25 protein-coding genes are annotated in these 25,039 nt (G+C 74.2%); 14 read left to right on the top strand and 11 right to left on the bottom strand.

The genetic code is table 11. From position 1 onward, the window contains the following. Positions 1–124 precede the first annotated feature (124 nt). The 3 genes from C6361_RS24040 to C6361_RS24030 form a co-directional block, all read right to left on the bottom strand. Entirely contained in the window at positions 125–1,564 is a 1,440-nt protein-coding gene (locus tag C6361_RS24040; protein WP_107269089.1) for a class I adenylate-forming enzyme family protein, read from the bottom strand. Further along, a complete protein-coding gene (locus tag C6361_RS24035) occupies positions 1,564–2,367 on the bottom strand; it encodes a hypothetical protein (protein ID WP_107263414.1) in 804 nt (267 codons plus the stop codon). The genes C6361_RS24040 and C6361_RS24035 overlap by 1 nt, the downstream gene beginning before the upstream one ends. A 139-nt stretch (positions 2,368–2,506) precedes the next feature. Further along, positions 2,507–3,541 (bottom strand): Gfo/Idh/MocA family protein, encoded by a 1,035-nt coding sequence (locus tag C6361_RS24030; protein ID WP_159079453.1) that lies wholly within the window; start codon positions 3,539–3,541, stop codon positions 2,507–2,509. 156 nt (positions 3,542–3,697) lie between these two features. Here C6361_RS24030 and C6361_RS24025 point away from each other — a divergent pair, with 156 nt between their 5' ends. Together C6361_RS24025 and C6361_RS24020 are read left to right on the top strand one after the other, a co-directional pair. After that, positions 3,698–4,489: a phytanoyl-CoA dioxygenase family protein gene (locus tag C6361_RS24025; protein WP_159079452.1), complete on the top strand. Its 792-nt coding sequence runs from the start codon at positions 3,698–3,700 to the stop codon at positions 4,487–4,489. 48 nt (positions 4,490–4,537) lie between these two features. Continuing rightward, positions 4,538–5,608, top strand: a complete 1,071-nt coding sequence (locus C6361_RS24020) for a pyridoxal-phosphate dependent enzyme (RefSeq protein ID WP_159079451.1) — start codon at positions 4,538–4,540, stop codon at positions 5,606–5,608. 29 nt (positions 5,609–5,637) lie between these two features. On the opposite strand, the gene C6361_RS24015 is transcribed toward C6361_RS24020, so the two are convergent. Further along, positions 5,638–5,862 carry an MbtH family NRPS accessory protein gene (locus C6361_RS24015; protein WP_107263411.1) on the bottom strand — a complete coding sequence of 75 codons (225 nt, stop codon included), beginning with the start codon at positions 5,860–5,862 and terminating at the stop codon, positions 5,638–5,640. Further along, a complete protein-coding gene (locus tag C6361_RS24010; RefSeq protein ID WP_159079450.1) occupies positions 5,859–7,229 on the bottom strand; it encodes an FkbM family methyltransferase in 1,371 nt (456 codons plus the stop codon). The genes C6361_RS24015 and C6361_RS24010 overlap by 4 nt, the downstream gene beginning before the upstream one ends. A gap of 267 nt (positions 7,230–7,496) precedes the next feature. On the opposite strand from C6361_RS24010, the gene C6361_RS24005 reads away from it, so the two are divergent. Next, positions 7,497–7,751 carry a hypothetical protein gene (locus tag C6361_RS24005; protein ID WP_159079449.1) on the top strand — a complete coding sequence of 85 codons (255 nt, stop codon included), beginning with the start codon at positions 7,497–7,499 and terminating at the stop codon, positions 7,749–7,751. Next, positions 7,685–8,545 (top strand): aminoglycoside phosphotransferase family protein, encoded by an 861-nt coding sequence (locus tag C6361_RS24000; protein ID WP_159079448.1) that lies wholly within the window; start codon positions 7,685–7,687, stop codon positions 8,543–8,545. Before C6361_RS24005 ends, C6361_RS24000 begins: the two co-directional genes overlap by 67 nt. On the opposite strand, the gene C6361_RS23995 is transcribed toward C6361_RS24000, so the two are convergent. Beyond that, positions 8,513–9,463, bottom strand: a complete 951-nt coding sequence (locus tag C6361_RS23995; RefSeq protein WP_159079447.1) for an NAD(P)-dependent oxidoreductase — start codon at positions 9,461–9,463, stop codon at positions 8,513–8,515. The genes C6361_RS24000 and C6361_RS23995 overlap by 33 nt on opposite strands. Before the next feature lie 137 nt (positions 9,464–9,600). Here C6361_RS23995 and C6361_RS23990 point away from each other — a divergent pair, with 137 nt between their 5' ends. Then, the gene (locus C6361_RS23990) at positions 9,601–10,725 is read left to right on the top strand and encodes an FAD-binding oxidoreductase (RefSeq protein WP_107269082.1); all 1,125 of its coding nucleotides are present in this window, start codon (positions 9,601–9,603) and stop codon (positions 10,723–10,725) included. Between the two features lie 52 nt (positions 10,726–10,777). On the opposite strand, the gene C6361_RS23985 is transcribed toward C6361_RS23990, so the two are convergent. From C6361_RS23985 to C6361_RS23970, 4 genes are all read right to left on the bottom strand, one after another. Next, a complete protein-coding gene (locus tag C6361_RS23985; protein ID WP_107269081.1) occupies positions 10,778–11,638 on the bottom strand; it encodes a formyltransferase family protein in 861 nt (286 codons plus the stop codon). Further along, a complete protein-coding gene (locus C6361_RS23980; RefSeq protein WP_159079446.1) occupies positions 11,632–12,849 on the bottom strand; it encodes a glycosyltransferase in 1,218 nt (405 codons plus the stop codon). Before C6361_RS23980 ends, C6361_RS23985 begins: the two co-directional genes overlap by 7 nt. A 16-nt stretch (positions 12,850–12,865) precedes the next feature. Then, a complete protein-coding gene (locus C6361_RS23975; protein ID WP_159079445.1) occupies positions 12,866–13,804 on the bottom strand; it encodes a phytanoyl-CoA dioxygenase family protein in 939 nt (312 codons plus the stop codon). A 198-nt stretch (positions 13,805–14,002) separates the two neighbouring features. Further along, the gene (locus C6361_RS23970) at positions 14,003–14,269 is read right to left on the bottom strand and encodes a phosphopantetheine-binding protein (RefSeq protein WP_159079444.1); all 267 of its coding nucleotides are present in this window, start codon (positions 14,267–14,269) and stop codon (positions 14,003–14,005) included. 191 nt (positions 14,270–14,460) lie between these two features. Between C6361_RS23970 and C6361_RS23965 the strand changes: the two genes are divergently transcribed. Beyond that, positions 14,461–15,123: an NTP transferase domain-containing protein gene (locus C6361_RS23965; RefSeq protein ID WP_369930401.1), complete on the top strand. Its 663-nt coding sequence runs from the start codon at positions 14,461–14,463 to the stop codon at positions 15,121–15,123. Between the two features lie 70 nt (positions 15,124–15,193). On the opposite strand, the gene C6361_RS23960 is transcribed toward C6361_RS23965, so the two are convergent. Further along, positions 15,194–16,849, bottom strand: coding sequence for a PucR family transcriptional regulator ligand-binding domain-containing protein (locus C6361_RS23960; RefSeq protein WP_107269078.1), 1,656 nt, complete (start codon positions 16,847–16,849; stop codon positions 15,194–15,196). Between the two features lie 172 nt (positions 16,850–17,021). On the opposite strand from C6361_RS23960, the gene uraD reads away from it, so the two are divergent. From uraD to C6361_RS23920, 8 genes are read left to right on the top strand one after another with little or no spacing between them, the layout of a single operon-like run. Next, the gene (uraD, locus tag C6361_RS23955) at positions 17,022–17,531 is read left to right on the top strand and encodes a 2-oxo-4-hydroxy-4-carboxy-5-ureidoimidazoline decarboxylase (RefSeq protein WP_234358969.1); all 510 of its coding nucleotides are present in this window, start codon (positions 17,022–17,024) and stop codon (positions 17,529–17,531) included. Next, positions 17,528–17,911 (top strand): hydroxyisourate hydrolase, encoded by a 384-nt coding sequence (uraH, locus tag C6361_RS23950; RefSeq protein WP_199853065.1) that lies wholly within the window; start codon positions 17,528–17,530, stop codon positions 17,909–17,911. Before uraD ends, uraH begins: the two co-directional genes overlap by 4 nt. 13 nt (positions 17,912–17,924) lie before the next feature. After that, on the top strand, positions 17,925–18,824 hold the full coding sequence (gene pucL / locus C6361_RS23945; RefSeq protein WP_107271141.1) for a factor-independent urate hydroxylase: 900 nt from the start codon (positions 17,925–17,927) through the stop codon (positions 18,822–18,824). Beyond that, entirely contained in the window at positions 18,824–19,690 is an 867-nt protein-coding gene (locus C6361_RS23940; protein ID WP_107269077.1) for a xanthine dehydrogenase family protein subunit M, read from the top strand. The genes pucL and C6361_RS23940 overlap by 1 nt, the downstream gene beginning before the upstream one ends. Continuing rightward, positions 19,687–20,160: a (2Fe-2S)-binding protein gene (locus C6361_RS23935; RefSeq protein WP_107262940.1), complete on the top strand. Its 474-nt coding sequence runs from the start codon at positions 19,687–19,689 to the stop codon at positions 20,158–20,160. The genes C6361_RS23940 and C6361_RS23935 overlap by 4 nt, the downstream gene beginning before the upstream one ends. After that, complete coding sequence (locus C6361_RS23930; protein WP_107269076.1) at positions 20,157–21,512, top strand: 8-oxoguanine deaminase; 1,356 nt, start codon at positions 20,157–20,159, stop codon at positions 21,510–21,512. Before C6361_RS23935 ends, C6361_RS23930 begins: the two co-directional genes overlap by 4 nt. Next, positions 21,509–23,833, top strand: a complete 2,325-nt coding sequence (gene pucD / locus C6361_RS23925; protein WP_107269075.1) for a xanthine dehydrogenase subunit D — start codon at positions 21,509–21,511, stop codon at positions 23,831–23,833. Before C6361_RS23930 ends, pucD begins: the two co-directional genes overlap by 4 nt. Then, positions 23,833–25,020, top strand: a complete 1,188-nt coding sequence (locus C6361_RS23920) for a hypothetical protein (RefSeq protein ID WP_107269074.1) — start codon at positions 23,833–23,835, stop codon at positions 25,018–25,020. Before pucD ends, C6361_RS23920 begins: the two co-directional genes overlap by 1 nt. Positions 25,021–25,039: the final 19 nt, after the last annotated feature.

Genomic DNA, 25,039 nt, shown 5'->3' with positions numbered 1-25,039 from the left:
GTACCGGACCGGACCGCGTCGTCGCGGAAGCCCGTCCATCAAAGCCAATCGGTCGTGGCCGTGCAACCAGCGCAAAGTCCGGACAGTTCGGGCACGTCCCGGCGGGACCGGAAACGATGGGCGGCTATCCCGCCGGCCACGCCGGGTCGCGGTTCGGCTTCCCGGCCGGGGTGGTGGGCACGGTGTCGATCCACCGCACGGCCCGGGGCAGCCAGCCGTTGCGCAGCCCGTGCGCGCGGCAGGCCAGGATCACGTCCCGTTCCGAGAGGGCGGTACCGGCCCGGCGTACCACCCGGGCCTCCAGCACGCTGCCCAGCATCGTGTGCGGTTTCGGCACCACCACGCAGTCGTGCACCGCCGGGTGTGCGTTGATGCACGCCTCCACCACCTGCGGGTCGACCACCTCGGCACCGACGTGGATCCGGTCGTCGACCCGGCCGACCAGGCGCAGCGCGCCGTCGTCGTCGAGGTAGCCGAGATCGCTGGTCCGGACCCCGTCGGACGGGAACGGCACCAGTACGCCCCGCTCGCGGTAGCCCAGCGCCACCAGGTCGCCGCCGATGGTCAGCCGGCCGGCGTCCGGCACTCCGGCGACGCCCGCCCCGGAGCCGTCCCGCTCGACCAGGACGCGTACCCCCGGCAGGGGCCGGCCGACCCCGGACCGGACGCTGCCGGGATCGTCGTCGTCGTTGAAGGTCACCGTGCCGACCTCGCTGCCGCAGTAGAAGCTGCGCACCACCGCGCCCCAGCGCTCGCGCATCCGGTCGAAGCGGCCGGCGGAGAGCTGCGACGAACTCGACAACCACCACCGCACCGACGGCGCCGATCCGGCGGCCGGGGAGATCCGGCCCAGCACGTCGTAGAACTCCGGCACGGCGTAGACGACCGACGGGGCCGCCGCGACCAGCGAGTCCGCCGCGACCAGCGGATCCGCCGGGGTGACCAGCAGCGCGGTGGCGCCGGCCGCCGCCGCCGGCAGGGTCACCGTGCTCAGCACGCCGGGCAGGCCGTGCGGCAGCGACGTCCAGAGCCGGTCGGTCCGGCCGATCCGCATGGCGGCGGCCAGCGCCCGGGCGTTCGCCACCATCGCCGCGTGGCCGAAGACCACACACTTCGGCGTACCGGTGCTGCCCGAGGTGAGCAGGTCCAGCGCCGGGTCGGACGGGCGGCAGCGCGGCGCCCCGTCGACCGGCGGGCCGAGCAGCTCACCGGGGGTCAGCCGGGTCACTCCCCCGGCTGCCTCGGTGCCGGCGTCGACGACCTGCACCAGGGCGTCCACGATCCGGGCCTGGGCGGCCGGGTCGTGCGGGCTGTCGGTGCGGGTGAAGGCGACCCGGAGCCCGGACCACCACGCTCCGGCGGTGACGGCCAGCGCCTCGGCCGGGTCGGTGAGCCCGATCGACACCCCGGCGCCGCGCGGGTACCGGGCGAAGCCGGCGGCGTACCGGCGGGCCGCCCCGGCCAGCTCCTGGCCGGTGACGGCGCCGCGTTCGGTCTCCAGCACGAACCCGCTGCCGCAGACCAGCTCGGCGAGGGTGCCGGCCGGCGCCGGTGCGGCCGACATCAGCCGGCGGTGTTGTGGTCGGACGGTCCGGCGATCCGGGGGCAGATCCGGATCGGCCGGGCGCCGACGAAGCTGGCCCGGAACTGTGGCATCCAGGCGTGCACGCTGAACCTGTTGTTGGGGTCGAAGCCCGCGATCATGAAGCCCGAACGGTCGTACCGGCCCCGCATGATCCACACCCACCAGCGGAAGTCCGGGGCCTGGCCGGTCAGGTGCCGCAGCCGCGCGGTGAGGATGATGTACCGCTGGAGGCTCAGTCCGAGCGAACCGTCCTTGTCGTACCGCTGCCGCAGCTCCCGGGCGGAGACGTTGGCGTCCTGCGGCACGAGGTCGCCCGGGGTGAGGAACCAGAGGTCCTCCTCCTCGGCCGGCGCGGTCACCAGCGGGTCGGAGGTGGCCCAGGTGTCACAGTGGAAGGTCCGGGCGGTCTCGGCCAGCGACAGGCCCTTGGGCGAGACGACCGGGATCCACCCGTCGGCCTTGGCCTGCATCAGCTCCTCGGCGGTGTACGGGCACGGGCCGAGCGAGAACTTGCGGCCGGTGACGGTCTCGATGCCGTTGGCCCGGAACCAGGTCTCGTAGTCCTGTCGCAGGCTCTCCGGCTCGAACGGGTCGGCGACCTCGGGGACGTACGCCCGCAGGTCCGTCGGGCTGATGATCCCGTCGGCGAGCAGTCCCTGCACCAGACCGAGTGCCCGGTCCCGGGTCAGCGCCGACGGCGACCGGGCGGGCGCGTACGGGTCCCGGGCCGAGGCGCCGGTGGTGCCCCCACCGATCTGGTTGTCCGTCCGAGTGTCGGTCACTGTCCCTACCTCCGGGCCGAGAATGGGCGAGAATGGGCGGCGCACCGCGACCGCACGCGCTGCGATTGTTTCTTACGATTCCGGGAGGCGGTAGTGCCACCGGAGGAGCGTTCAATTGCTTACTTCCGCAGTTGTGCACTCAGGTCGACCACTCGGTCGCGGTAACCGCTTCGACCTCGATCGCCCGGCCGCCGTCACGCCAGGACCGGTCCGCGGCTTCCAGTGCGGCGATGACCCGGGTACCGAACCAGCCATCCGAGATCGGGCGTTTGCCGGCGGCGACGCATTCCGCGAAATGGGTTATCTGTTCCATGATGGGCTCCTGCACGGCGATGTGCGGCGCCACCGTGTCCCCGTACCGGTAGGTGAGCTGGTCCGCGCCGAAGTCCGGCGACGGCTCCAGCGCCATCCCCTTGTCGTAGACCTTCACCGGCTCGTCCGGCTCGATGTCGTCGTAGACGATCATGCTCTCGTCACCGACGATGACCAGGTTGCGGACCTTCCTCGGCGCCAGCCACGACACGGCCAGCGAGGCGATCACCCCGGACGGGAAGGTCAGGTCCACGAACGCCACGTCCGGGATGCCGGCGGTGACCACGCTGCGGGCGTTGGCGCTGACCGTCACCGGCGTCTCGCCGAGCAGCCGCAGCACGATCGCGACGTCGTGCGGCGCCAGGTCCCAGACCACGCTGGCGTCGTCGCGGTGCGGACCGAGGTTGAGCCGGGACGACATCAGGTAGTGCAGTTGACCGATGCCGGTCGTGGTCAGCCGGCGGAAGATCCAGCGGACCCGGGGGCTGAACAGGAAGGTGTGCCCGACCATGAGTACCCGGCCGAGCCGGTCGGCCAGCTCGGCCAGCGCCACCGCCTCGGCCGTCGACGTCGCCAGGGGCTTCTCCACCAGGACGTGACAGCCGGCCTCCAGCGCCGTGCGGACGTACTCCGGATGGGTGCGCACCGGCGTCGCCACGACCACCGCCTCGACGTCGCCCCCGGCCAGCGCGGCGGCCAGGCTCGACCGGCGGGCCACCGACGGGTAGTGCCGGCGGACCCACTCCAACCGGGCCGGATCGGGGTCGACGGCGGTCACCTGGTCGGCGCCGACCAGCCCGACCAGGTTGCGCAGGAGCTTGGCGCCCCAGTAGCCCACCCCGAGCAGCGCCACCCGCATCATCACGACTCCGTACGTCTTCGACGGTTGTCCCCACACATGACAGCGCAGCATATTTGCGTGACCGTCCACCGACCACAGTTCGAGTGCGGACTCGCACGGTACGCCGTTCACGCAGATGGTTGCCGGCCGGACGATTCGTGGATGAGACTGGCCAGCATGGCACACAGAGGCGTCCATGAATTCAACGCGGGCTTTGAGTGGCGACGCCCGGACGGCCCCTTCCGCCGCATTACCGACGAGCAGGTCGACTCGTATTGCGAGCAGGGATTCTTCGTTATTCCGAACGCGTACGACGCCGACGAGGTCGACCGGATGGCCGCCGAGATCGACCCGATCCAGGCGCGCATCAACGCGACGCTCGAACGCCGGACCAGCGGCGACCGGCCGGGCTTCACCATCGCCTCGAACCTGGTGCTCCGGTCGCCCGTGCTGCGGCAGTTCTGCGCCACCGGCGTACTGCCCGACGTGGCCCGGGACCTGCTCGGCCCGAGGGTACGGCTCTTCTGGGAGCAGGCCGTCTACAAGCGCCCCGAGCACTCCCAGGCGTTCGCCTGGCACCAGGACAACGGCAAGGTCTTCGTCGAGCCGCAGCAGTACATCACCTGCTGGGTGGCGCTGACCGACGCGACCGAGCAGAACGGCTGCCTGAGCGTGGCACCCGGGCTGCACCGGCTGGGCACGCTGCGGCACTGGCAGAGCGAGCAGGGCTGGGTCTGCCTGGACGAGGATCCGGCCGACGCCGTCCCGGTGCCGCTCTCCGCCGGTGACATGGCCATCTTCTCCTCGGTGACGACGCACATGACGTACCCGAACCGGAGCGACTCGACCCGCAAGGCGTACGTGGTGCAGTACATCCCGGACGGTGCGGTCGCGGTCGACCGCGGCGACGACGGCGGCACCGCCACCACCCCGCAGGATCTCGACGACCGCCAGTTCCTGGTCGGCTGACCGGCGGGCCGGATGCCAACCCGACCGACCGGGCCCGCGCCTCGGTTCGTGGCCAACCCTTCCGCCGGTGGGCTGCCGGAGCGCCCCTCCCGGGCGGTGTACGACTGGCACCGCGCCCTGCCCGGCTACGCCGCCACCCCGCTGCGGGAGTTGCCGGACCTCGCCGGCCAGCTCGGGCTGGAACGACTCTGGGTCAAGGACGAGACCGATCGGTTCGGACTGCCCGCCTTCAAGATCCTCGGGGCGTCCTGGGCCAGCGAGGTGGCGCTCGCGCAGCTCGCCGCGCGGCCGGCCGTACCGGTGCTGGTGGCCGCCACCGACGGCAACCACGGACGCGCGGTGGCCCGGGTCGCCCGCCGGGCCGGCTGCCGGGCCCGGATCTTCCTCCCCGCCGACACGGCGCCGGCCCGGATCGAGGCGATCCGGGCCGAGGGCGCCGAGATCGACGCGCGGGAGCGCAGCTACGACGACGCGGTACGCGCCGCCGCCGACTTCGCCGCCGCCTCGGCCGACGCCGTACTCGTCTCCGACACCGCGTTCCACCCGGCCGACCCGGTGCCCCGGGCGACCATCGACGGCTACGGCACCATCTTCTGGGAGATCGGTGACGTCTTCGCCCGGACCGGGGATCCCTGGCCGGATCTGGTGACGGTGCAGATCGGGGTCGGCGGACTCGCCGCCGCGACGGCCCGGTTCCTCCGGCACCACGCGCCGGGCCGGCCGTTCATCTGCGGAGTGGAACCAGTTGACGCCGGCTGCGCGGCGGCGTCGGTGGGCCGGGACACCCCGGCGCAGATCGAGTCCGACTTCCGGTCGGTGATGGTCGGGTTGAACGCCGGCCGGCTGTCCTCGGCGGCCTGGCCCGACCTCGCCACCGCCCTCGACGGCTTCCTCACCGTCGCCGACGAGTGGGCGCTGCTCGCCCGGGACGCCCTGCGGGAGCGCGGGATACCGGCCGGCGACACCGGCGCCGCCGGACTGGCCGGCCTGCTGGCGCTGCGCCAACTCGCCGCCGAGCGGGACGACCCGGCGCTGGCCGGGGCGCGCACCGCCCGCCGCGCCCTGGTGGTGGTCACCGAGGGCAGGACCGACGACCCCGACGCGGTACCCCGCCGGTAGGCACCGCGCCGACGGGGCATCCGTCCGGCCTACCGGCCCCGGGACGCCTCGTCGAGGCGGCGCCGTACCGAGCGCGGGGTCATGTCCGTCCACACCTCTTCGATGTAGCCGAGGCACTCCTCCTCGGAGCCGGCGCGGCCGACCAGTTCCCAGCCGGGCGGCACCGGCCGACCCTGCGGAAAGATCGAGTACTGGCCCTCGTGGTTGCGGACCACCTCGTAGCCGCGCTGTCGCGGCGACTCGACCTCGCTCATGTCCTCTCCTCCCCCGACCCGCCGGGCCGGTCAGCTTCGGTCCGGATCCGCACGTCGGATCCGGCACCGGGGTCGAGCGGCAACCGGACCGCTCGGTGGACCAGTTGCAGCGCGGCCATCCGGGCGGCCACCACGTCGGCGACCGGGTGCCGGGCCAGCAGCGGCGCCACCGAACCCCAGTCCCCGCCGACCAACCGGGTCAGCGCGGCCGGGAGACCGTCGTCCGCCGGGCCGGGCGGCGGGTACGCCGACAGCAGGTGCCGGGCCCACGCCCGGCCGTACGACAGCCCGAGCCGGAAGTCCCGCTCCCGCCAGGGCTCGGAGAGCGGCCCGGCGTACGGCGTCGCGTACGCGTCGACGAGCACGTGTCCGGTCGGCCAGTACCCCCGGGAGAGCTGATGCAGCCGCGCGAAGATCGCGGCGATCTCGGCGACCGCACCGGCGTGCCGGGACTCCGGCGCTGCGGCTCCGGCTGCCGGCGGGTCCGCCCGGTCGTCACCCGGCGGCCCGCCGCGCTCCGCCCGGACGATCCGGCTCTGCCGGGCGAACGCGCCGGGAGCCTGCGGCGACCCGCTGACCACCGGGGTCAGCCCGTGCCGGTCCAGCATGGCGCAGACGGCCGGTACCGTCGTGGCGTCCGCCTCCACCACCACCGCGTCGACGAGCGGCCAGTGCGCCGGATCCACCCCGGCCAGCACCCGCACCTCGTCACCCTCGACGTCCACCTTCAGCAACGACAGCCGGCGGATCGCGTGCTCCTCGATCAGCGTCGAGACGGTCACCTGTGGCACCACGGACCGTACCGGGGCGAAGAGCTGGTCGATCAGGTCCGTCGCCACCGCCTCGGCCAGCTGCGGTCCCCACGGGCCGTGCCGCAGCATCCTCGGCAGCGACCGGGCGAGCACCGCGGCGGTTTCGGCCAGCGTCCGGGCGTCCTCGCCGGCCGTGGTGGCGGCGAGCATGCTGCCACCGCGACAGCCGACGATCTCGGCCCGGCCGAGCTGCTGGGCCGCCACGGCGCGGACCGCGACCGGCTCCGTCCGGCCCCGGTGCAGCGCGAGGTTGCGGAGCAGGGCCGCGTGCGACGACCCGAACGGTTCGACCGCGATCACCCGGGCGTCGGGGCGGCGGCGCAGGACGTCGAGCGAGAAGAGGCCGATGTGCGCACCGATGTCGAGAACCACCGGCCGGGGTGGCAGCGGGCGCATCCGGTGCAGATATCCGCCGTCGGCGGCGAACTCGGCCAGTACGACTTCGGCCTCGTACGGCGTGTTGGCGAATACGGGGTGGTCGCCGATCAGCGACAGCGAGTTGTCGGCGACCCGATCGGCGATCAGGCCAATGAGCGCCGCCGCCCCGGTCGACAACCGATCCGGCGATATCCGGGCCGACAAGACCCGCAGACCGTCTTCCGTGGTGTGTGGACGAAGCTCCGATAAATAGTCAGGCAACATGCCGTACACGTCGCCCTCCTCTCGGCGAGCAAGGTCGATGCTAGCTTTGGCGCCGCCGACCCGCACGACCGAAACTGCACATTCACGTTCGACATCCCACTTGCCCTCGCCCCGGTCGCGGTGTTGGCTCTCATCTGCTGGATCGTGCTGTCGGATCGCTCGTTCCCGGAAGGAAAAACCATGACGGACAAGATGGTTGGCGTGACGGAACAGGTCGACAACGCGTTGCGCGAGGTCCTCGGGTATTTGCCGCCGGACGACGAGGACCTGACCGGGTCGATCGATTCCATGCAGAAGCTGGAACTTCTCGTCCTGCTGGAGCAGAACCTCGCCATTCCATTCCAGGACGAGGCGCTGGGAGCCGACTGGTGGGCCAGCCGGTCCGGCATCGTCGGGTACGTCGAGTCCGCTCGCGCGCAGGTCGGCTCCTCCTGACCGGCGACCGGCGGCCGGCCTCCGCCACCGACGCCGACTGGCAGCGGCTCTCCGGCGGCACGATGTCGCTGGTGGAGCAGCGCGGTGACGTCGTACGGCGCCGGACGGGCTTCTGGAGCCCGCCGGTGCACGCGCTGCTCTCCCACCTCGAGACGGTCGGGTTCGACCGGTCACCGCGACTGCTCGGCGTCGACGGGCAGGGCCGCGAGCTGCTCAGCTATCTGCCGGGTGAGGTTCCCCGGGCGTGGCGCTGGGTCGGCGACGACCGGGCGCTGGTCGAGGCGGCCCGGCTGCTGCGCCGGTACCACGACGCGGTGGCCGGTACCGCGCTGCGGACGCTGCCCGGCTGGGATCCCTTCCTCCAGGAGCCCCCGGAGCTGCGGGGTGACCCGGAGGCGGAGGTGGTCTGCCACAACGACTTCGCGGTGTACAACTGCGTCTTCGTCGACGGACTCCCCCAGGCGATGATCGACTTCGACGGTGCCGCCCCCGGGTCACGCGGCTGGGACCTGGCCTGGACGGCCTTCAGTTTCGTCCCGCTCAATCCGGACGTGCCGGTGCCGGACCGGCCGCGCCGGCTACGACTGATCTGCGACGCGTACGGGCTGACGGACCGGTCCCGGCTGGTCGACCTGATCGAGGCGCGGCTGGAGCGGCTCCGGGACGGGATCCGCTCGCTCGCCGGCACCGACGCACCGCAGGGCGACACGCCACCGAGCCACCTGGCCTACTGCGAGCGGTCGCTGCGGCTGGTCAGGCGGCTACGGCCGGCCCTCGAATCCGCCCTGCGCTGAGCCCTGTGCTGCGCTGGCCGAGGGCTGCGCTGAGCGGGGCGGCTGCTCTGCTGAGCCGGCCGGGTGCGGGTGCGGCGTCGCCGCCCGCAACGGTGCGCAGGGGCGCCATCCGGCCGCCAGCAGTGCCACCGGGCGCAGTCGTACCGACGAGGTCAGCACGGCGTACGCGTCGGCGCCGAACCGGGCCGCGGTGGCCTCGGGTACGGGTCGCGGCGCACACCCCCGCCACCGGGCGGCGAGCCGGGCCGCCTCGACCGCCCGCAGCGGCTCCCCGTCGGCGACCACGCACACCTCGGGCAGCTTCCCGGCCAGCGCCAACCGGACGGCGCCGGCGAGGTCGTCCCGGCGTACGAAGCTCAGCCAGTTCAGTCCCGGGTCCACATAGGACGCCGACACCCCGGTCCGCTCCGGGTCCTCCGCGTAGACCGGTCCGGCCCGCAGGAAGGTGCCGAGGGTCGGCCCGGGCGCCAGCCTCCGCCGTACCGTCTCCTCCATCCGCACCGTCGCCTCGCCGAGCGGATTCCGCGGATCGGCCGGGGTGTCGTCCTCGACCCAGCCGTCGCCCGGACCGTAGACGCTGACGTTGCTCACCTGCACCCAGCGACGTACCCCGGCCCGGGCCGCCGCCGAGGCGAGCCGGCCGGCCGCCTCGACCATCCGCTCCCCGGCGGTACGGCGCGGCCCGGCCGGCGCGAGCGCGTAGACCACCGCGTCGGCACCCCGGAGCAGGTCCTCGCCCGACGCCGGGTCGGCGAGCAGGTCGCGCTCGACCACCGGCACGCCGCGCGGGACCGCCGCTCCGCTGCCCGGCAGTCCGACGGCCACCACCCCGGGCTCCGGTCGACCGCCCGGGCCGAGGAGAGCGGCGATCGCCCCGCCGACGAATCCCGTGCCGCCGAGCACGACCACCCGGCTCACGGCCACCCCACCGGAGCACCGGGTCGGGCCGGAATCACCATGCTGAACACCACCGATGCGATTGTCGACAGTCGCGGCAACCCGCATTCTGCTCAGTGGCCGGTGCGACGGCCAGGGTTCGACGTGGGGAGGATCCGATGGCGCTGGACCGGCGTACCGGACGGGCCGACGTCGCGGTGGTCGGCGCCGGCATCATCGGGGCGCTCACCGCGTGGCGGCTCCAGGCTGCCGGCCACCGGGTGCTGCTGCTGGCCGAGCGGCTGGTCGGTGGCACCACCGCCGGGTCGGCCGCGGTGCTCCGGACGCTCTGCGACGAGCCGGAGCTGGCCACCGAGGGGCTCTCCTGGTACCGACGGTGGAGCGACCAGGTGCCGCCGGCACTGGCCGCCCTGCTGCGCTGCGGCGTCGTCGTGGTCACCCCGGCGGAGGCCGCCGAGGCGGCGACCCGGGCCGGCCGGGCCGTCGCCGGGCGTTCCGGGACCCCGCCGCGGCGGTGCGACCGGGCCGAGGTCCCCGGCGGGTACGACCCGGGGGCCGGCGTGGCCTGGTACGAGCCCGACGCCGGCTGCGCCGACCCACGGGTCGTGCTGCTCTCCCTGGTCCGGGCCTTCCTGCGGGCGGGCGGTGCGCTCCGGCTGACCCGGGTACGCGCGCTGGACCGGATCGGCGACGGCTGGCGGCTCCGCACCGCCGACGGGCCCGCCTCGGACGCCTCGGTGGTGCTGCTGGCGGCCGGCGCGGCCACTCCGGCGCTGCTGCCCGATCCGGCCACCCGGCGCCGGATCCACCGGCAGCCGGTCAGCCTCGGCCTCTTCCCCGACCTCCCCGAGGCCGGCGGTGCCCGCTCCGGCGCCCCGCACGGTGCCCTGCCGGCCGTCGTGGACCTGGTGCACGACGTGCTGCTGCGCCCGGTTCGCGGGGGCCTGCTGGGGACGCTCCGCACCGAGGCGCGCGGCCGGTCCTTCCTGGACGCGCTCCGGGCCGCCGCGACCACCCGGCTGGACCGGGCCCTGCCCCGGCCACGGCTGGTCGTCGAGTCCGAGTTCGACCTCACCGGGGACGGCCAGCCCTACATCGGGCCGGTCGGGGAGGGGCTGCTCGTCGCCTACGGCTTCGGCGGTCGGGGCTTCAAACTGGCACCGCCGCTGACCGAGGCGATCGCCCTGGCGATCTCGTCGGGTCGGACCCCGGCCCCGCTGCGGCGCTTCGACCCGCTGCGTACCCGGGCCGCCACCGCCGGCCCGCTCGACGTGCTGGCCTGACGGGGCACGGTCGGCGCGGTCGGCACGTGGTGGCGCGGCACGGCCGTACCGGTCAGTCGGTGGCGAACTCCAGGCACACCAGGTCACGCCGGCAGGCCACGACCACCTGGTCGGGATCCTCGTCGAGGACGGTGCCGGGCGCGGCGGCGACGCCGTTCCAGCGCAGCACGTAGCAGGAGCCGACCCGCCGGCCCCGGTACGTCGGCAGCTGGATCGGCGGGAAGATGAGCGAGCGACACCAGTCCCGCACCTGCTCGGCGTCGCGGTCGAAGTCGCTCACCTCCAGGTCGGTGAAGTCGACCGAGCTGCGGTAGAACGTGGTCGCGGCGGAGTCGTCCTGCGCGGTGGCGGTGACCGTGCCGTGCAGCAACGCCTCCAGATGCTCCTTGAGCAGCTCGAACCCGTACCGGTGGTAGGTCTGGAACAGGTCGTACGCGGTCGTGAAGGGTGGCAGCTCGAAGGCGCGGGTCGCGATCACCGGCCCGGCGTCGACCGACGGCGCCAACACGTGCAGGGTGACACCCACCCGGCTCTCGCCCCGGCGGATCGGCAGCAGCGAGGTCAGGCTGCCCCGGTAGTGCGGCAGGAGCGCGAAGTGCAGGTTGTAGGCGGCGGCACCGCCGAGCCGGGCGCAGTCCACGATCACGTCGTGCTGCAACGACAGGAAGACGTCCCGTGGCCCGAGCCCGGCCGTCTCCGCGGTGCGGTGCACCCGCCAGCCACGCCGCTGGGCGAGGGCCGCCAGCGAGGGCATCCAGGTGTCCCGTCCCGGGTCGCCGTCGTTGCGCACCACCTCGATCCGGGCCTCCAGCGCGCCGGCCGCGACCAGTGAGCCGAGCAGCCGGGCGGCCCGTACCGGCAGCCAGCCACGGCCGCCGATCGCCACCCGCATCGGCGGTTCCGCGCTCACCACGACCGCGACCCGACCGTGCCGAGCACGAGTTCCTCGGCGACCCGTCCCGGATCGGGGTCCTCGGCGAGGCGGGCGGCGGCCGCTCTGGCCGCGACGTGGTACGCCTCGTCGCCCAGGAGCTCGGTGATCGCCCGGCTCACCGCCGCCGGGTCCAGGTCCGGCGCCACCACCCGACCGACGCCGAGCCGCTCGGCCCGGCGGGCGTTCTCGAAGCCGTCGAGCCAGTGCGGGATCATCAGCGCCGGCACGCCCGCCCGCATCCCGGTGAGCAGGCTGCCCCGGCCGGCGTGGTGCACGATCGCCCTCGCCTGCGGCAACAGCCGGGACAGCGGGGCGAACTGGTGGACCAGGCAGTGCTCGCCCTCGGCGTCGACCCGGCCCCGGCAGACGAGGTAGAGCACCCGGAACCGGAGCCGCTGCGCCAGCCGGGCGAGGTGGGCACAGGTCGGCGGGTAGTCGTTGGCCCAGCTGTCCCCCAGGGTGCAGATGACCAGTGGGCCCAGGTCGGTACGGTCGACGAAGCGCTGCACCCGTGGCGGCACCGCCAGCCCGTCGCTGCCCTCGTACGCCGGGTACCCGGCGATGCGGAAATGGTCGGGCCAGGAATCGGTACCCGAGAGGAACAGCTCGGAGACGATCACCAGAACGGCGTCGTCGGAGAGGCTGCCGAGGGTGCTGGCGTGGGGCCGCTCCGGCAGGCCCAGCTCGCGCCGGATGGCGTTCAGCGGCGGTGTGCCGAGCCGGTCCACCAGCCGCAGCGTGCGCTCGGCCAGGGCACGCTCCTCGGCCGAGGCGCCGGCCGGCGGATAGTACAGCTCGACGATGTCGACCCCGGTCACCGAGATCAGCGGTACGCCCAGCAGTTCGGCGGCGAGCTGGCCGCCGTACTGGAAGTGGTTGGCGATCACGACGTCGAAGGGTCCCTCGGCGACGATCCGGCGGGCCGCCTCGGCCGCGGTCGGCAGCGCCACCCGGCGGATCAACTGGGACAGTGCCTGGGACGTCTCTCCCGAGTTCTCGAAGACCTCCTGGCAGGCGCTGCCGGTGCCCAGCGGGGCGAACCGCAGGTTGGTCCGGGTGACGTCGTCCGCGTACTCCGAGTATTCGAAGACGGTGACCCGGTGGCCCCGGTCGCGCAGCGACCGCCCGATCCCGAGCAGCGGAAAGAGGTCTCCGCGTGAGCCCAGGCTGGCCACGGCTATGTTGGCCACGAAACCCCCAGTTCCGTCAGTAGGTGCTGATGTCCCGGGCCATGCTTCCGCTGCGCATCGCGGCCGCGTCGATGGCGCGCAGCTGTGCGGCCATCGCCCCGGTGCGCGGGTCGTACTTGGCCGCCCACTCGTCGTAGCTCTCGATCCGGCCGGGGTCGCCGGCCGTCCGGCAGAGGTACCCGCCTCGGGCCTTGCGCCGCATGGCCGGGCTCTCCGCGCCGAACCGTACGTCCACGGTCCAGCGCACACCCTCGGACTCGTTCGGCAGCGCCTGGTGGACCGTGCTCTCGGTGAAGATCACCACGTCGCCCGGCACGGTCGGCAGGGTGACCGGCTCGATGTGGCCGAGCCGCTCGACCGAGACGTTCTTGTTGCGGAACTCGTCGAACTCCGGCGGGATCACGCCGTGCCGGTGTGAGCCCGGCAGGATCTGGAGGCAACCGGCCCGGGCGTCGACCGGCACCAGCGGAATCCAGCAGGTCAGGATGTTGCCGTCGGCCGGCTCCCAGCCCCGCAGGTAGTACGCGTCCTGGTGCCAGCCGATCTTCTGGACCGGTGCCCACGGCTCGCGCGGACGGCCGTTCCAGGTGTCGTGCGCCCAGAGTTCGTCGCCGAGCCAGCTCCGCATCCGGCCGGTCAGCTCAGGGCGCCGCCACAGCCGGTACATCGCCTCACTGACCAGCACCCGGCGCCAGGTCACCGGGCGCAGTGCCGGCAGCTGCTGGCGGATCAGCCACCACCGGGTGGTGAACGGGGCGTCCTCGTGCAACTGCTCGATGAGCCCCTCGTCCCGCCACTGCCGCGCCATCCGGTCGACGACCGCGGCGAGCGCGTCCCGGACCGGTTGCAGTGCGTCGTCCGGGAGGACGCCACGCAGTACGAGATATCCGTCGTCGGCCAGCCGCGACCGCTCTTCGTCCGTCAGCGGTACCTCGGATGCGAATGCCGATTCCATGCCGGTGCTCCTCTCCATGCGCGTCCTGTCTCCGGACGCGACGGGCCGCCGGTGTGCCATAGGTATAGCGAACTTCCGCGAGGGCAGCCAGGGCGTGGAATTCACCCGGACTCGGCGTGCAACCGCAGGAACTCCCCAGTTGTGCAGCACGCGGCCTCCGCCCGCGCGATGGGCGGATCGGCTCGCGTTGTCGGTGGGTCAGTCGGTCGGCCGTGCGGCCGACATTGCCTGGTCGTCGAGGGCCGCGGCGAGTTCGGCGACCGTACTCGCCTCGAAGAGCAGTTCGAGTGGCACCTCGGCACCGAACTGTTCCTGTAGTCGCCACAACAACTGCATCATCAGCAGTGAGTGTCCGCCGAGTTCGAAGAAGTTGTCGTGCACCCCGACCCGGTCCACCCCCAACAACTCCACCCACAACCCCGCCAACACCCGCTCCGTCACCGAACGCGGCGCCTCGAACGCCACCTCCAGAGTTGTTCGGTGGTGGAGGTTCGTTATGTGGTGGTCGGGTGGTGGAGGTGTCGTGTGGCTGTTCAGGCATCACCTTAGCCCGTTGGTATCGGGGGATGCTAGCCGAACGGCTGATGTATAAAACGGATAATGCTGCTCATAACCGGAACTTCGGCAAGATCTTTTGACTGAACTAGGCTCCGACCGTGACCCACCTCGCTCCGGACGAGCCGGCATCGGACCCCACCGGACGGCTTACACCCGCCGATCGAGTCACGGCCGATCGAGTACCCGTCGAGCGGGTCGGCGGGCTGGTGCTCGCCGCCGGTGCGGGGCGGCGCTACGGCGGGCCCAAGGCGCTGGTCCGGCTCGACGGCCGGCTGCTGGTCGAGCGGGCGGTCCAGGTCGCCCGGGACGGTGGCTGTGAGCCGGTCGTCGCGGTGCTCGGGGCCGCCGCGCCGGCCATCCGGGCCCGGGCCGAACTCGGCGACGCCGTGACGGTGCAGAACCCGGAGTGGGAGTCCGGGATGGGCTCCTCGCTGCGGGCCGGGCTGACCGCGCTGCGGGACTCCGGCGCCGTCGCGGCGGTCGTCCTGCTGGTCGACATGCCCGGGATCACCGCCGAGGCGGTCCGGCGGCTGGTCGAGATCGCCGCACCGGACGCGCTCGGCATGGCCGGCTACGGTACCCGGCGCGGCCATCCGGTACTGCTCGGCCGCTCACACTGGTCCGGGGCGGCCGAGCTGGCGGTCGGCGACGTGGGCGCCCGGCCGTACCTGCGGCGGCACCAGGCGCGGCTGTCGGTCGTACCCTGTGACGACGTCGCGGACGACGCGGACCTGGACGTGCCACCGGCGACCGTGCCGTGACGCGGCGGTCGTCGCTCCGACCAGGTGACCGTGCTCGCCCGGCCGACGCCCGCTGGTCGAGGGTCCGGCCTCAGTGCGGTAGGCGCAGCGCGAGATAGCAGTCGACCCGGTCGGGAAACCGCGACAGGTCCCGCCCGGTGAGCTGCTCGATCCGGCCGATCCGGTAGCGCAGGGTGTTGACGTGCAGGTGCAGCCGTTCGGCCGCCCGGCTCCACGACCCGGAACAGGCGAGGAACTCGTCCAACGTGTGGAGCAGGTCGCTGTCGTGCGTCCGGTCGTAGGCCAGCACCGGGCCGAGTACCCGGTCCCGGAACGCCCGCCGCGCCTCGGCGGGTACGCCGGAGAGCAGCAACAGGTGCGAGGCGAGATCGCCGGCCGAGACCACCGTGCCGGGGCCGGGATCCGCGTCCGCCGTGGCCAGGGCATGCTCGGCCTGCTCGACCGCGCCCGGCAGGCCGCCCGGGTCGGCGGCCGGTCCGCCGATCCCCACCGCGAGCCGTCCGGCGCCGAGCCCCGGCGCCAGCCCGGCGACCGTGCCCCGGACCGCCTCGCAGACCTCGGCGAGTTCGGTCCGTCCACCGGCCAGCACGGCCAGTACCGTTCCGGGCCGGCCGGCGCCGGTGACCACCGCCGGCAGCGCCGTCGACCGGGCGAGTTCCTCGGTGACCGCGACCGCCAGCTCCGGGGGCGTGGTCAGCCCGGTCAGCCGGACGGCCGCCACCAGCAGCGTCGACCGGGGCGGCAACCCGCAGGCGGAGAGCGCGGCGCGCAACTCCGCCGGGGAGGCGCCGGTGGACAGGACCGTGCCGAGCTGGTCGGCGAGCCGCCGCTCCACCCGACCCGCCTCGTCGGCGTGGGCCCGTTCCAGCGCCACCAGGCTGACCAGTTCGGCTGCCGCCTCGGGTAGCCTCGGAGGCGGACCGGATTCGCCGATCGCGGCCCGACCCGCGTCCGGGGAGCGGCCGGGGTCCGTGCCGGGACCGGCGGCGGCGGGTCGGGCGGCGACCTCGTGCTCGGACGGTTCCGTGTCCCGTGCCGCACAGGCCAGCAGCCAGGCGGCGAGCCGGTGCTCGGGTCGGCCGGCGACGGCGACCAGCCAGACCCGCCGGCCGTCGACCTCGACCACGGTCGGCAGCCGGCCGGCGGCCAGGAACGAGGCCGCCAACCGGCGGCGGGCGTCGGACGGCAGCTCGCCGGTACCGGCGACGGCCCGGCCGGTCGCGGTCAACACCCAGCAGTCGACGCCGAGGTCGGCGGCGACCGGCTGGATCAGGTCGGCCAACCGGGCGCCGCCGGCCATCGCCGCGACCAGACCCCGGTACCGGCCGAGCACCGTCGCCAGCCCGTTCGCCCGGCGCGCCCACAGGGTCGGGGTGACCTCGTCGATGACGTCCCGGAAGGAGACCTCGACCGGGACTTCGAACAGGGGTACGCCGTACCGCCGGCACGCCGTCACCAGGTCTTCCGGCACCGAGCCGTACGCCGCGTCGCCGGCACCGATCGCGGCGACCCCGGCGGCGGCGCAGGCCGCCACGAACCCGTCCGAGTCACCGGCCCGGCGCCGCCACATCAGCCCGGTGAGCACGATCTCGCCGCCGGAGAGGTAGCGGCGCGGATCGGGCAGGTCGGTGACGTACACCCGGCTGATCGGGCGGTCCAGTCCGGATTCGCCGGTGAGCAGCGTCAGCCGGAGTTGGGGCCGGTCCAGCGCCTCACGCAGCAGCATCGCGTACCCGTCCGATCCCGGCGACAGGCCGGTTGGAGGAACCTACGAAAACGATACGGCGGGCGGCGGCGGTTTCGGTGATCGCGCCGGTTCACCCGGCCACCGCCCGGCTGTTGTACTTCTGGTCAACCGCGCAGGTGGACTTCTGGTCAGCCGGGCAGGAGGTGAACGGGTGGGCACCGTCAGCACCGTGTTGGACAAGTTCAACCGGCGACCCGCCGGGCAGGCCGAGCAGGCCCTGCTCGCCTGCTGCGCCGTGCCGGACTGGGCTCGTACGGTGGCGGGCGGCAGGCCGTACCCGGACGTCGCGGCGGCGGTCGCGGTGGCCGACGCCGCGCTGCGCCGGCTGACCTGGTCGGAGGTGGCGCAGGCGCTGGCCGCGCACCCGCGGATCGGCGAACGGCCGGCCGGCACCGGTCGGGAGTCGAACTGGTCCCGCCGGGAACAGTCCGGAGTCGACGGTGCCGACCAGGACACCCGGGCCGCGCTCGACCGGGCCAACCGGGAGTACGAGCAGCGGTTCGGCCACCTCTTCCTGGTCTTCGCCGACGGCCGGACGGACCTGGAACTGCTCGCGGCGGTCCGGCGGCGGCTCGGCAACGATCCCGGCACCGAACGCGAGGTGGTCCGGGACGAACTGCGGCAGATCGCGCTGCTCCGGCTGAGGAGGCTGCTGTCGTGAGCGACGACCGGACGAACGCACCGGACGGCCTGATCCGGATCTCCACGCACGTGCTGGACACCGTACGCGGCGAACCGGCCGCCGACATCCCGGTCCGGCTCGACCGGCGGGACAGCGGCGGCTGGACGCCGGTGGCACACGGCCGGACCGATCCCGACGGGCGGCTGGCCGACTGGACGCCGCTGCTGGACCGGCTGCCGCTGCGGGGCGGGCAGGCCGGCGGCTACCGGCTGGTGTTCCAGGTCGAGCGCCACTACCCGCCCGGCGCGGCCTTCTTCCCGGAGATCGTGGTCGCCTTCCAGATCACCGAGCCGGACCGGCACCACCACGTGCCGCTGCTGCTCAGCCCGTACGGCTACACCACCTACCGGGGAAGCTGAGGAGGTGCGGGCGGTGGCGATCGTGCTTGGCGCGAACCAGTACGGCAAGGCCGAGGTGCGGCTGGTCCGGGTACGCCGGGACGGTCCCCGGCACGAACTGCGCGACCTGACCGTCAGCATCGCGCTCGCCGGGGACCTCGACGAGGTGCACCGCAGCGGGGACAACGCGCACGTGCTCCCCACCGACTCGCAGAAGAACACCGTCTACGCCTTTGCCCGGGAACACGGCGTCGACCAGCCCGAGGAGTTCGGCCTGCTGCTCGCCCGGCACTTCGTCCGGAGCGCACCGGCGATCTCCCGGGCCCGGGTGGAGCTGACCGAGCACGGCTGGCGGCGGCTCGGCCCGCACTCGTTCCAGCGCGACGGCGCCGAGAGTCGTACCGCGACGGTGACCGTGGACGCCGAGGGCGGCACGGTGCAGTCCGGGCTGACCGGGCTGGTACTGCTGAACAGCACCGACTCCGAGTTCAGGGGCTACCTGAAGGACCGGTACACGACGCTGCCGGAGACCGACGACCGGATCCTGGCCACCGCCGTCGAGGCGTCGTGGCGGCACCACGACGTCGACCCGACCGATGGAGGGCGGGACTGGGCGGGGTCGTACGCCGGGGTGCGGGCCGCGCTGGTCGACGCGTTCGTGCAGACCTACAGCCGCTCGCTGCAACAGACCCTGTACGCGATGGGGCACCGGGTGCTCGCCGAGCGCCCGGAGATCGCCGAGGTGCGGCTGGCCCTGCCCAATCGCCACCACCTGCTGGTCGATCTGGCGCCGTTCGGGCTGGACAACCCGGGCGAGGTGTTCGTGGCCACCGACCGGCCGTACGGGCTGATCGAGGGCACCGTGACCCGCACACCCGAGGTGGAGACCCGCACACCCGAGGCGGCGGGGGCCGGGGACGGCGGGCCGGGCTGATGGAGTTCCTGCAACCGGAGAGCTGGGCCGAGGCGCTGGCGGCGCGGGCGGCGTACCCGGAGGCGCTGCCGGTGGCCGGCGGCACCGACGTGATGGTGGAGCTGAACTTCGCCCGCCGCCGCCCGCCGGCCCTGCTCGACCTGGGTCGGGTCGCCGGGCTGGCCGACTGGGGCGTCGAGGACGGCCTGCTGCGGCTCGGCGCCGGGGTGCCGTACCGGCGGATCGTCACCGAACTGGCCGACCGGGTGCCGGGGCTGGCGATGGCGGCCCGGACGGTCGGTTCGGCGCAGATCCGCAACCGGGGCACCGTCGGCGGCAACCTCGGCTCGGCCTCACCGGCCGGGGACGCGCTGCCGCCGCTGCTCGCCGCCGGGGCGCTGGTGGAGCTGGCCTCGGTCCGGGGCGTCCGCCGGGTGCCGGTGACCGGCTTCTGCACCGGACCGAAGCGCAGCGTGCTGGCCCCGGACGAGCTGATCGCCGCCGTCCTGATCGGGCCGGACGGCGGGCCGGAGCAGTTCGCCAAGGTCGGCACCAGGAACGCGATGGTGATCGCGGTCTGCTCGTTCGCGCTGGCGCTGCGGCCGGCGAACCGGACGGTTGGCACCGGGATCGGTTCGGCGGCACCGACGCCGGTCCGGGCGGTGGCCGCCGAGGAGTTGCTCGCCGCCGAGCTGCCCTGGGCGCACCGGGCCGCGCTGCCGGAACCGCTGGTCCGCCGCTTCGGCGAGCTGGTCGCGGCGGCGGCGAGTCCGATCGACGACGTACGCGGCACGGCCGCCTACCGCCGGCACGCGCTCGGGGTACTGGCCCGGCGGGCGGTGCAGCGGGTCTGGGCGGAACATCGGCGGAAGGGGGCCGACGGGTGAGGATCGACTGCGTGGTCAACGGCGCGCCGCGCCGGGCCGACGACGTCTGGGCCGGGGAGAGCCTGCTGCACCTGCTGCGGGAGCGGCTCGGGCTGCCCGGCGCCAAGAACGCCTGCGAGCAGGGCGAGTGCGGCTCCTGCACGGTCTATCTGGACGGCGAGCCGGTCTGCGCCTGCCTGGTCCCGGCCGGGCAGGCCCGGGGCCGCGAGGTGGTCACCGTGGAGGGGCTCGGCCCGGGGCCGGGCGAACTCGACCCGGTGCAGCGGGCGTTCGTCGCGGCCGGGGCCGTGCAGTGCGGATTCTGTACCCCGGGACTGGTGGTCGCCGTACACGACCTGCTGGCTCGGACGCCGTCCCCGGCCGAGGAGGAGATCAGGGAGGCGTTGGCCGGAAACCTGTGCCGGTGCACCGGGTACGAGAAGATCCTGACGGCGGTACGTCTGGCCGCCGGCCGGGAGGACGAATCGTGATCATCATCGAGAACTGCGCCGTCGCCACGGTCGACCCGGCCGGGACCGAGTACTCCGACGGGCACCTGGTGCTCGACGAGGGCCGGATCGTCGCGGTCGGCCCCGGGCACGCCCCCCGCTACCACCGCTCGGTACGCCGGATCGACGGCACCGGCTGCCTCGCCACCCCCGGCCTGGTGAACACCCACCACCACCTCTACCAGTGGGCGACCCGGGGGATGGCGCAGCAGGAGGAGCTGTTCGGCTGGCTGAGGGCGCTCTATCCGGTCTGGGCCGGGCTGGACGCCGAGGTGGTGGCCGCGACCACCGCCGCCGGGCTCGGCTGGCTGGCGCTGCACGGCTGCACCACCAGCACCGACCACCACTACGTCCATCCGGCCGGCGCCGGTGACCTGATGGCCGCACAGGTCGAGGCGGCCCGTGGGGTGGGCTTGCGGTTCCACCCCTGCCGGGGCTCGATGGATCTCGGTGCGTCGGCGGGCGGGCTGCCGCCGGACGAGATCGTCGAGGAGACCGAGGCGGCGCTGATCGGCACCGAGGAGGCGATCGACCGCTACCACGACCCGGCCGACGACGCGATGCTGCGGGTGGCGGTGGCACCCTGCTCGCCGTTCAGCGTCACCGCGAAGCTGATGGCCGAGTCGGCGGCGCTGGCCCGGCGCCGGGGCGTACGGCTGCACACCCATCTCGCCGAGACCGTCGACGAGGAGGAGTACTGCCGGCAGACCCACGGCTGCACCCCGGTCGAGTACGCCGAACGGCTCGGCTGGCTCGGCCCGGACGTCTGGCTCGCGCACGGCGTACACCTGGACGACGCCGGGCTGGACGCGCTGGCCCGTACCGGTACCTCGGTCGCGCACTGTCCCAGCTCGAACGCCCGGCTCGGTGCCGGTGCGGCGCGGGTCCGGGAACTGCTGGACCGGGGCGTACCGGTCGGGCTCGGCGTCGACGGACCGGCCTCGCAGGAGGCCGGCCAGCTCGGCGCGGAGCTGCGCCAGGCCCTCTACACGGCCCGGCTGCGCGGCGGCGCGGCGGCGCTGACCGCCCGGGACGCGCTCGCGCTCGGCACCGTCGGCGGGGCGCGCTGCCTCGGCCGGGCCGACCAGCTCGGCTCGCTGGAGGTCGGCAAGCTCGCCGACGTGGTGCTGTGGCGGCTGGACGGGCTCGGCCACGTCGGCATCGACGACCCGGTGGCGGCGCTGGTCTTCGGGCCGCCGGCCCCGGTGGAGCTGTCGCTGGTCGGGGGTGAGCCGGTGGTCGACAACGGCGAGCTGCGCACGGCCGACCCGGCCGGGCTGGCCCGGGGGCTTCGCCGGGCGCACCGGACCCTGGTCAGGCGGGCGCGGCGATGACCGGCCCGCCGGGCGAGGTGCGGCGCGCGGGAGGCGGGGCCGGGCCGCGCCCGGATGCGGCGGCGCCGGCCTCCCAGGGGATCGGGGCCAGTCCGGTACGACCGGACGGCGCGCTGAAGGTGCGCGGCGAGTTCGCGTTCTCGTCGGACCTGTGGGTCGACGACATGCTGTGGGGCGCCACCCTGCGCAGCCCGCACCCGTCGGCGACGATCCGGGGCATCGACATCGGCCCCGCACTCGCCGTGCCGGGCGTGTACGCGGTACTGACCGCCGACGACGTGCCGGGCGACCGGCACTACGGGCTGGAGGTGGCGGACCAACCGGTGCTCGCCGTCGACGAGGTCTGCTACCGGGGCGAGCCGGTGGCGATCGTGGCCGCCGACCATCCGGAGACGGCGCGGCGGGCGGCCGAGCGGATCATGGTCGACTACCTGGTGCGGGAGCCGGTGACGGACCCGGAGGCGGCGCTCGTCGCTGGCCGGCTGGTGCGGCACGTGCCGATCCGCCGGGGCGACCCGGACGTCACCGCCGAGGTGGTGGTGACCGGGGAATACCGGGTCGGCATGCAGGACCAGGCGTTTCTCGGGCCGGAGTCGGGGCTGGCGGTGCCGGCCGACGACGGCGGGATCGAGCTGTACGTCGCCACCCAGTGGCTGCACGCCGACCAGCGGCAGGTCGCCGCCGCGCTCGGGCTGCCGGTCGAGTCGGTCCGGCTGAGCCTGGCCGGGGTCGGTGGCGCGTTCGGTGCCCGGGAGGACCTGTCGATGCAGGTGCACGCCAGCCTGCTGGCCCTGCGTACCGGGCGGCCGGTGAAGATGGTCTACGGCCGGGAGGAGTCGTTCGTCGGGCACGTGCACCGGCACCCGGCGATCCTCCGCTACGAGCACGGCGCGACCCGGGACGGCGAGCTGGTCTACGTACGGGCCCGGATCCTGCTCGACGGTGGGGCGTACACGTCGACCACCCCGGCGGTGGTGGCGAACGCGGCCACCCTCGGGGTGGGGCCGTACCGGGTGCCGAACGTGACCGTCGACGCGTACGGGGTGCACACCAACAACCCGCCGTGCGGGGCGATGCGCGGGTTCGGGGCGGTGCAGGCGTGCTTCGGGTACGAGTCGCAGATGGACCGGCTCGCCGAGGCGGTCGGGCTGGATCCGGTGCAACTGCGGGTCCGCAACGCGCTGGCCGAGGGCGGGGTGATGCCGACCGGGCAGCGGGTGGAGGGGCCGGCGCCGGTGGCCCGGTTGCTGGAGCTGGTCCGGGACCGGCCGGCACCGCCGCCGGCCGGCGACGACCCGCGGCGGCTGCCGGGCGGGGTGGCGAACACGACCGCGCCGGAGCAGGTGGTCCGGGGGGTCGGCTACGCGATCGGGATCAAGAACGTCTGCTTCTCCGAGGGGTTCGACGACTACTCGACGGCGCGGGTCCGGCTGGAGCTGCTCGGCGGCGAGCCGACCGTGCTGGTGCACACCGCCGCGGCCGAGGTGGGGCAGGGGCTGGTGACGGTGCAGGCCCAGATCGCCCGGACCGAGCTGGGGGTCGAGCGGGTGGTGGTGGCGACCGCGGACACCTCGGTGGGGAGCGCGGGGTCGTCGTCGGCGTCCCGGCAGACGTACATGACCGGGGGTGCGGTGCGGGCGGCCTGCCGGGCGGTCCGGGCGGCGCTGGCGGCGCGACTGGCCGACTCCGCCGGCCGGCCGGACGCGGACGGGCTGGAGTTCGCCGACGGGCTGGAGTTCGCCGACGGTGCGGTACGGGATCCCGCCGGCCGCACCCTCGGCACCCTGGTCGAACTGCTCGCCGCCGGCCCGGTCGAGGAGACCGCCCGCTGGCGGCACCGCCCGACCCGGCCGCTGGACCCGGTGACCGGGCAGGGCGAAGCGCACGTGCAGTACGCCTTCGCGGCGCACCGGGCCACCGTGGACGTGGACCCCGAACTCGGGCTGGTCCGGGTGGTGGAGATCGCCACCGCCCAGGACGTCGGCCGGGCGATGAACCCGGAGGCGGTGCTGGGCCAGATCCACGGCGGCACGGCCCAGGGACTCGGGCTGGCGCTGATGGAGGAACTCCAGGTCGTCGACGGGGTGATCAGGAATCCGTCCTTCACCGACTATCTGATCCCGACCATCGCCGACGTGCCGCCGATGACGGTCGACGTGCTGGAGCTGGCGGACCCGCACGCCCCGTACGGGCTGCGCGGGGTGGGGGAGCCGCCGGCCATCTCGGCCACCCCGGCGATCGTGGCCGCGATCCGGGCGGCGACCGGGCTGCCGCTGGCCCGGGTACCGGTCCGACCCGAGCACCTGACCGGGACCGGCTGATGGGCCGGCTCCCCCCGGACGTCCTGGTCGAACTGGACGGACGGCTGGCGCCGGTCGACGCCGAGCTGCGGCGCCGCTATCCCGGCCAGCCGTCCGGGCGGCAGCCGGTGCACACCGTCTACGTGCCGGCCGACCGCTGCGGCCCGGGGCTGGCGGCGCGCTGGGGTGCGGCCGCACTGACGGCGTTGCGCGAGCACCCGCCGCTGCCGTACCCGGCCGAGCTGCACGACCGGGTGGTCGACAAGCTGCGCCGGGAGCCGATCGAGGACCTGCGGATCGACTTCGAGGACGGCTACGGGACACCCGACGACGAGGTCGAGGACGCGGCGGCCCGGGAGGCGGGGCGGCTGGTCGGCGACGGGCTCGGGGTGCCGTTCGCCGGGCTGCGGATCAAGAGCCTGACCGGGCCGGTACGGCGCCGGGCGGTCCGTACCCTGGACCTCTTCCTCGACGCGCTGCGCGACGGCGGTGCCGAGCTGCCCCCGGCCGACCGGTTCGTGGTGACGCTGCCGAAGGTGAGCGTGCCCGCCCAGGTCGAGGCGATGGTGCTGCTCTGCGAGCGGCTGGAGGCGGCGTACGGGCTGCCGGCCGGCTGGCTGCGCTTCGAGGTGCAGATCGAGACGCCGGCCGCGATCCTCGGCCCGGACGGGCTGGCGACGCCGGGCCGGTTGATCGGGGCGGCCGCCGGCCGGTGCACCGGACTGCACTACGGCACCTACGACTACAGCGCCGCCTGCGGGATCGCCGCCGCGCAGCAGAGCCTGGCGCATCCGGTCGCCGACTTCGCCAAGGCGGTGATGCAGGTCGCCGCCGCCGAGACCGGGGTACGGCTGGCCGACGGCTCGACCAACCTGCTCCCGGTCGGCGACACCGCCGCCGTGCAGGCCGGCTGGGCGGAGCATGCCGCGCTGGTCCGGCGCGGGTTGGAACGCGGCTTCTACCAGGGCTGGGACCTGCATCCGGCCCAGTTGCCGACCCGGTTCGCCGGCACGTACGCGTTCTTCCGGGAGGGGCGGGCGGCGGCGGTGGCGCGGCTGCGGGCGTACCTTGCGGGGCGCTCCGGCGGGATCCTGGACGAGCCGGCGACGGCGCGGGCACTCGCCGGCTTCCTGCTGCGCGGGCTCGACTGCGGCGCGCTGACCGAGGAGGAGACCGGCTACGACCGGGCCACGCTGTCGGCGGTGTGACCACTGCCGGGCGTGCGGG

Origin of the sequence: Plantactinospora sp. BC1, from assembly GCF_003030345.1 — a bacterium.
Classification (GTDB): domain Bacteria; phylum Actinomycetota; class Actinomycetes; order Mycobacteriales; family Micromonosporaceae; genus Plantactinospora.
The sequence above is the reverse complement of the archived record's forward strand: the minus strand, read 5'-3'. Positions and strand labels throughout refer to the sequence as shown.

Coding starts and splice junctions, on each gene's coding strand:
- C6361_RS23940 (WP_107269077.1), top strand. CDS start 18,824: ATGGAGTTCCTGCAACCGGAGAGCTGGGCCGAGGCGCTGGCGGCGCGG.
- C6361_RS23975 (WP_159079445.1), bottom strand. CDS start 13,804: ATGGAATCGGCATTCGCATCCGAGGTACCGCTGACGGACGAAGAGCGG.
- C6361_RS24025 (WP_159079452.1), top strand. CDS start 3,698: ATGGCACACAGAGGCGTCCATGAATTCAACGCGGGCTTTGAGTGGCGA.
- C6361_RS23960 (WP_107269078.1), bottom strand. CDS start 16,849: ATGCTGCTGCGTGAGGCGCTGGACCGGCCCCAACTCCGGCTGACGCTG.
- C6361_RS23920 (WP_107269074.1), top strand. CDS start 23,833: ATGGGCCGGCTCCCCCCGGACGTCCTGGTCGAACTGGACGGACGGCTG.
- C6361_RS23990 (WP_107269082.1), top strand. CDS start 9,601: ATGGCGCTGGACCGGCGTACCGGACGGGCCGACGTCGCGGTGGTCGGC.
- C6361_RS24040 (WP_107269089.1), bottom strand. CDS start 1,564: ATGTCGGCCGCACCGGCGCCGGCCGGCACCCTCGCCGAGCTGGTCTGC.
- C6361_RS24015 (WP_107263411.1), bottom strand. CDS start 5,862: ATGAGCGAGGTCGAGTCGCCGCGACAGCGCGGCTACGAGGTGGTCCGC.
- pucD (WP_107269075.1), top strand. CDS start 21,509: ATGACCGGCCCGCCGGGCGAGGTGCGGCGCGCGGGAGGCGGGGCCGGG.
- C6361_RS24030 (WP_159079453.1), bottom strand. CDS start 3,541: ATGATGCGGGTGGCGCTGCTCGGGGTGGGCTACTGGGGCGCCAAGCTC.
- C6361_RS24005 (WP_159079449.1), top strand. CDS start 7,497: ATGACGGACAAGATGGTTGGCGTGACGGAACAGGTCGACAACGCGTTG.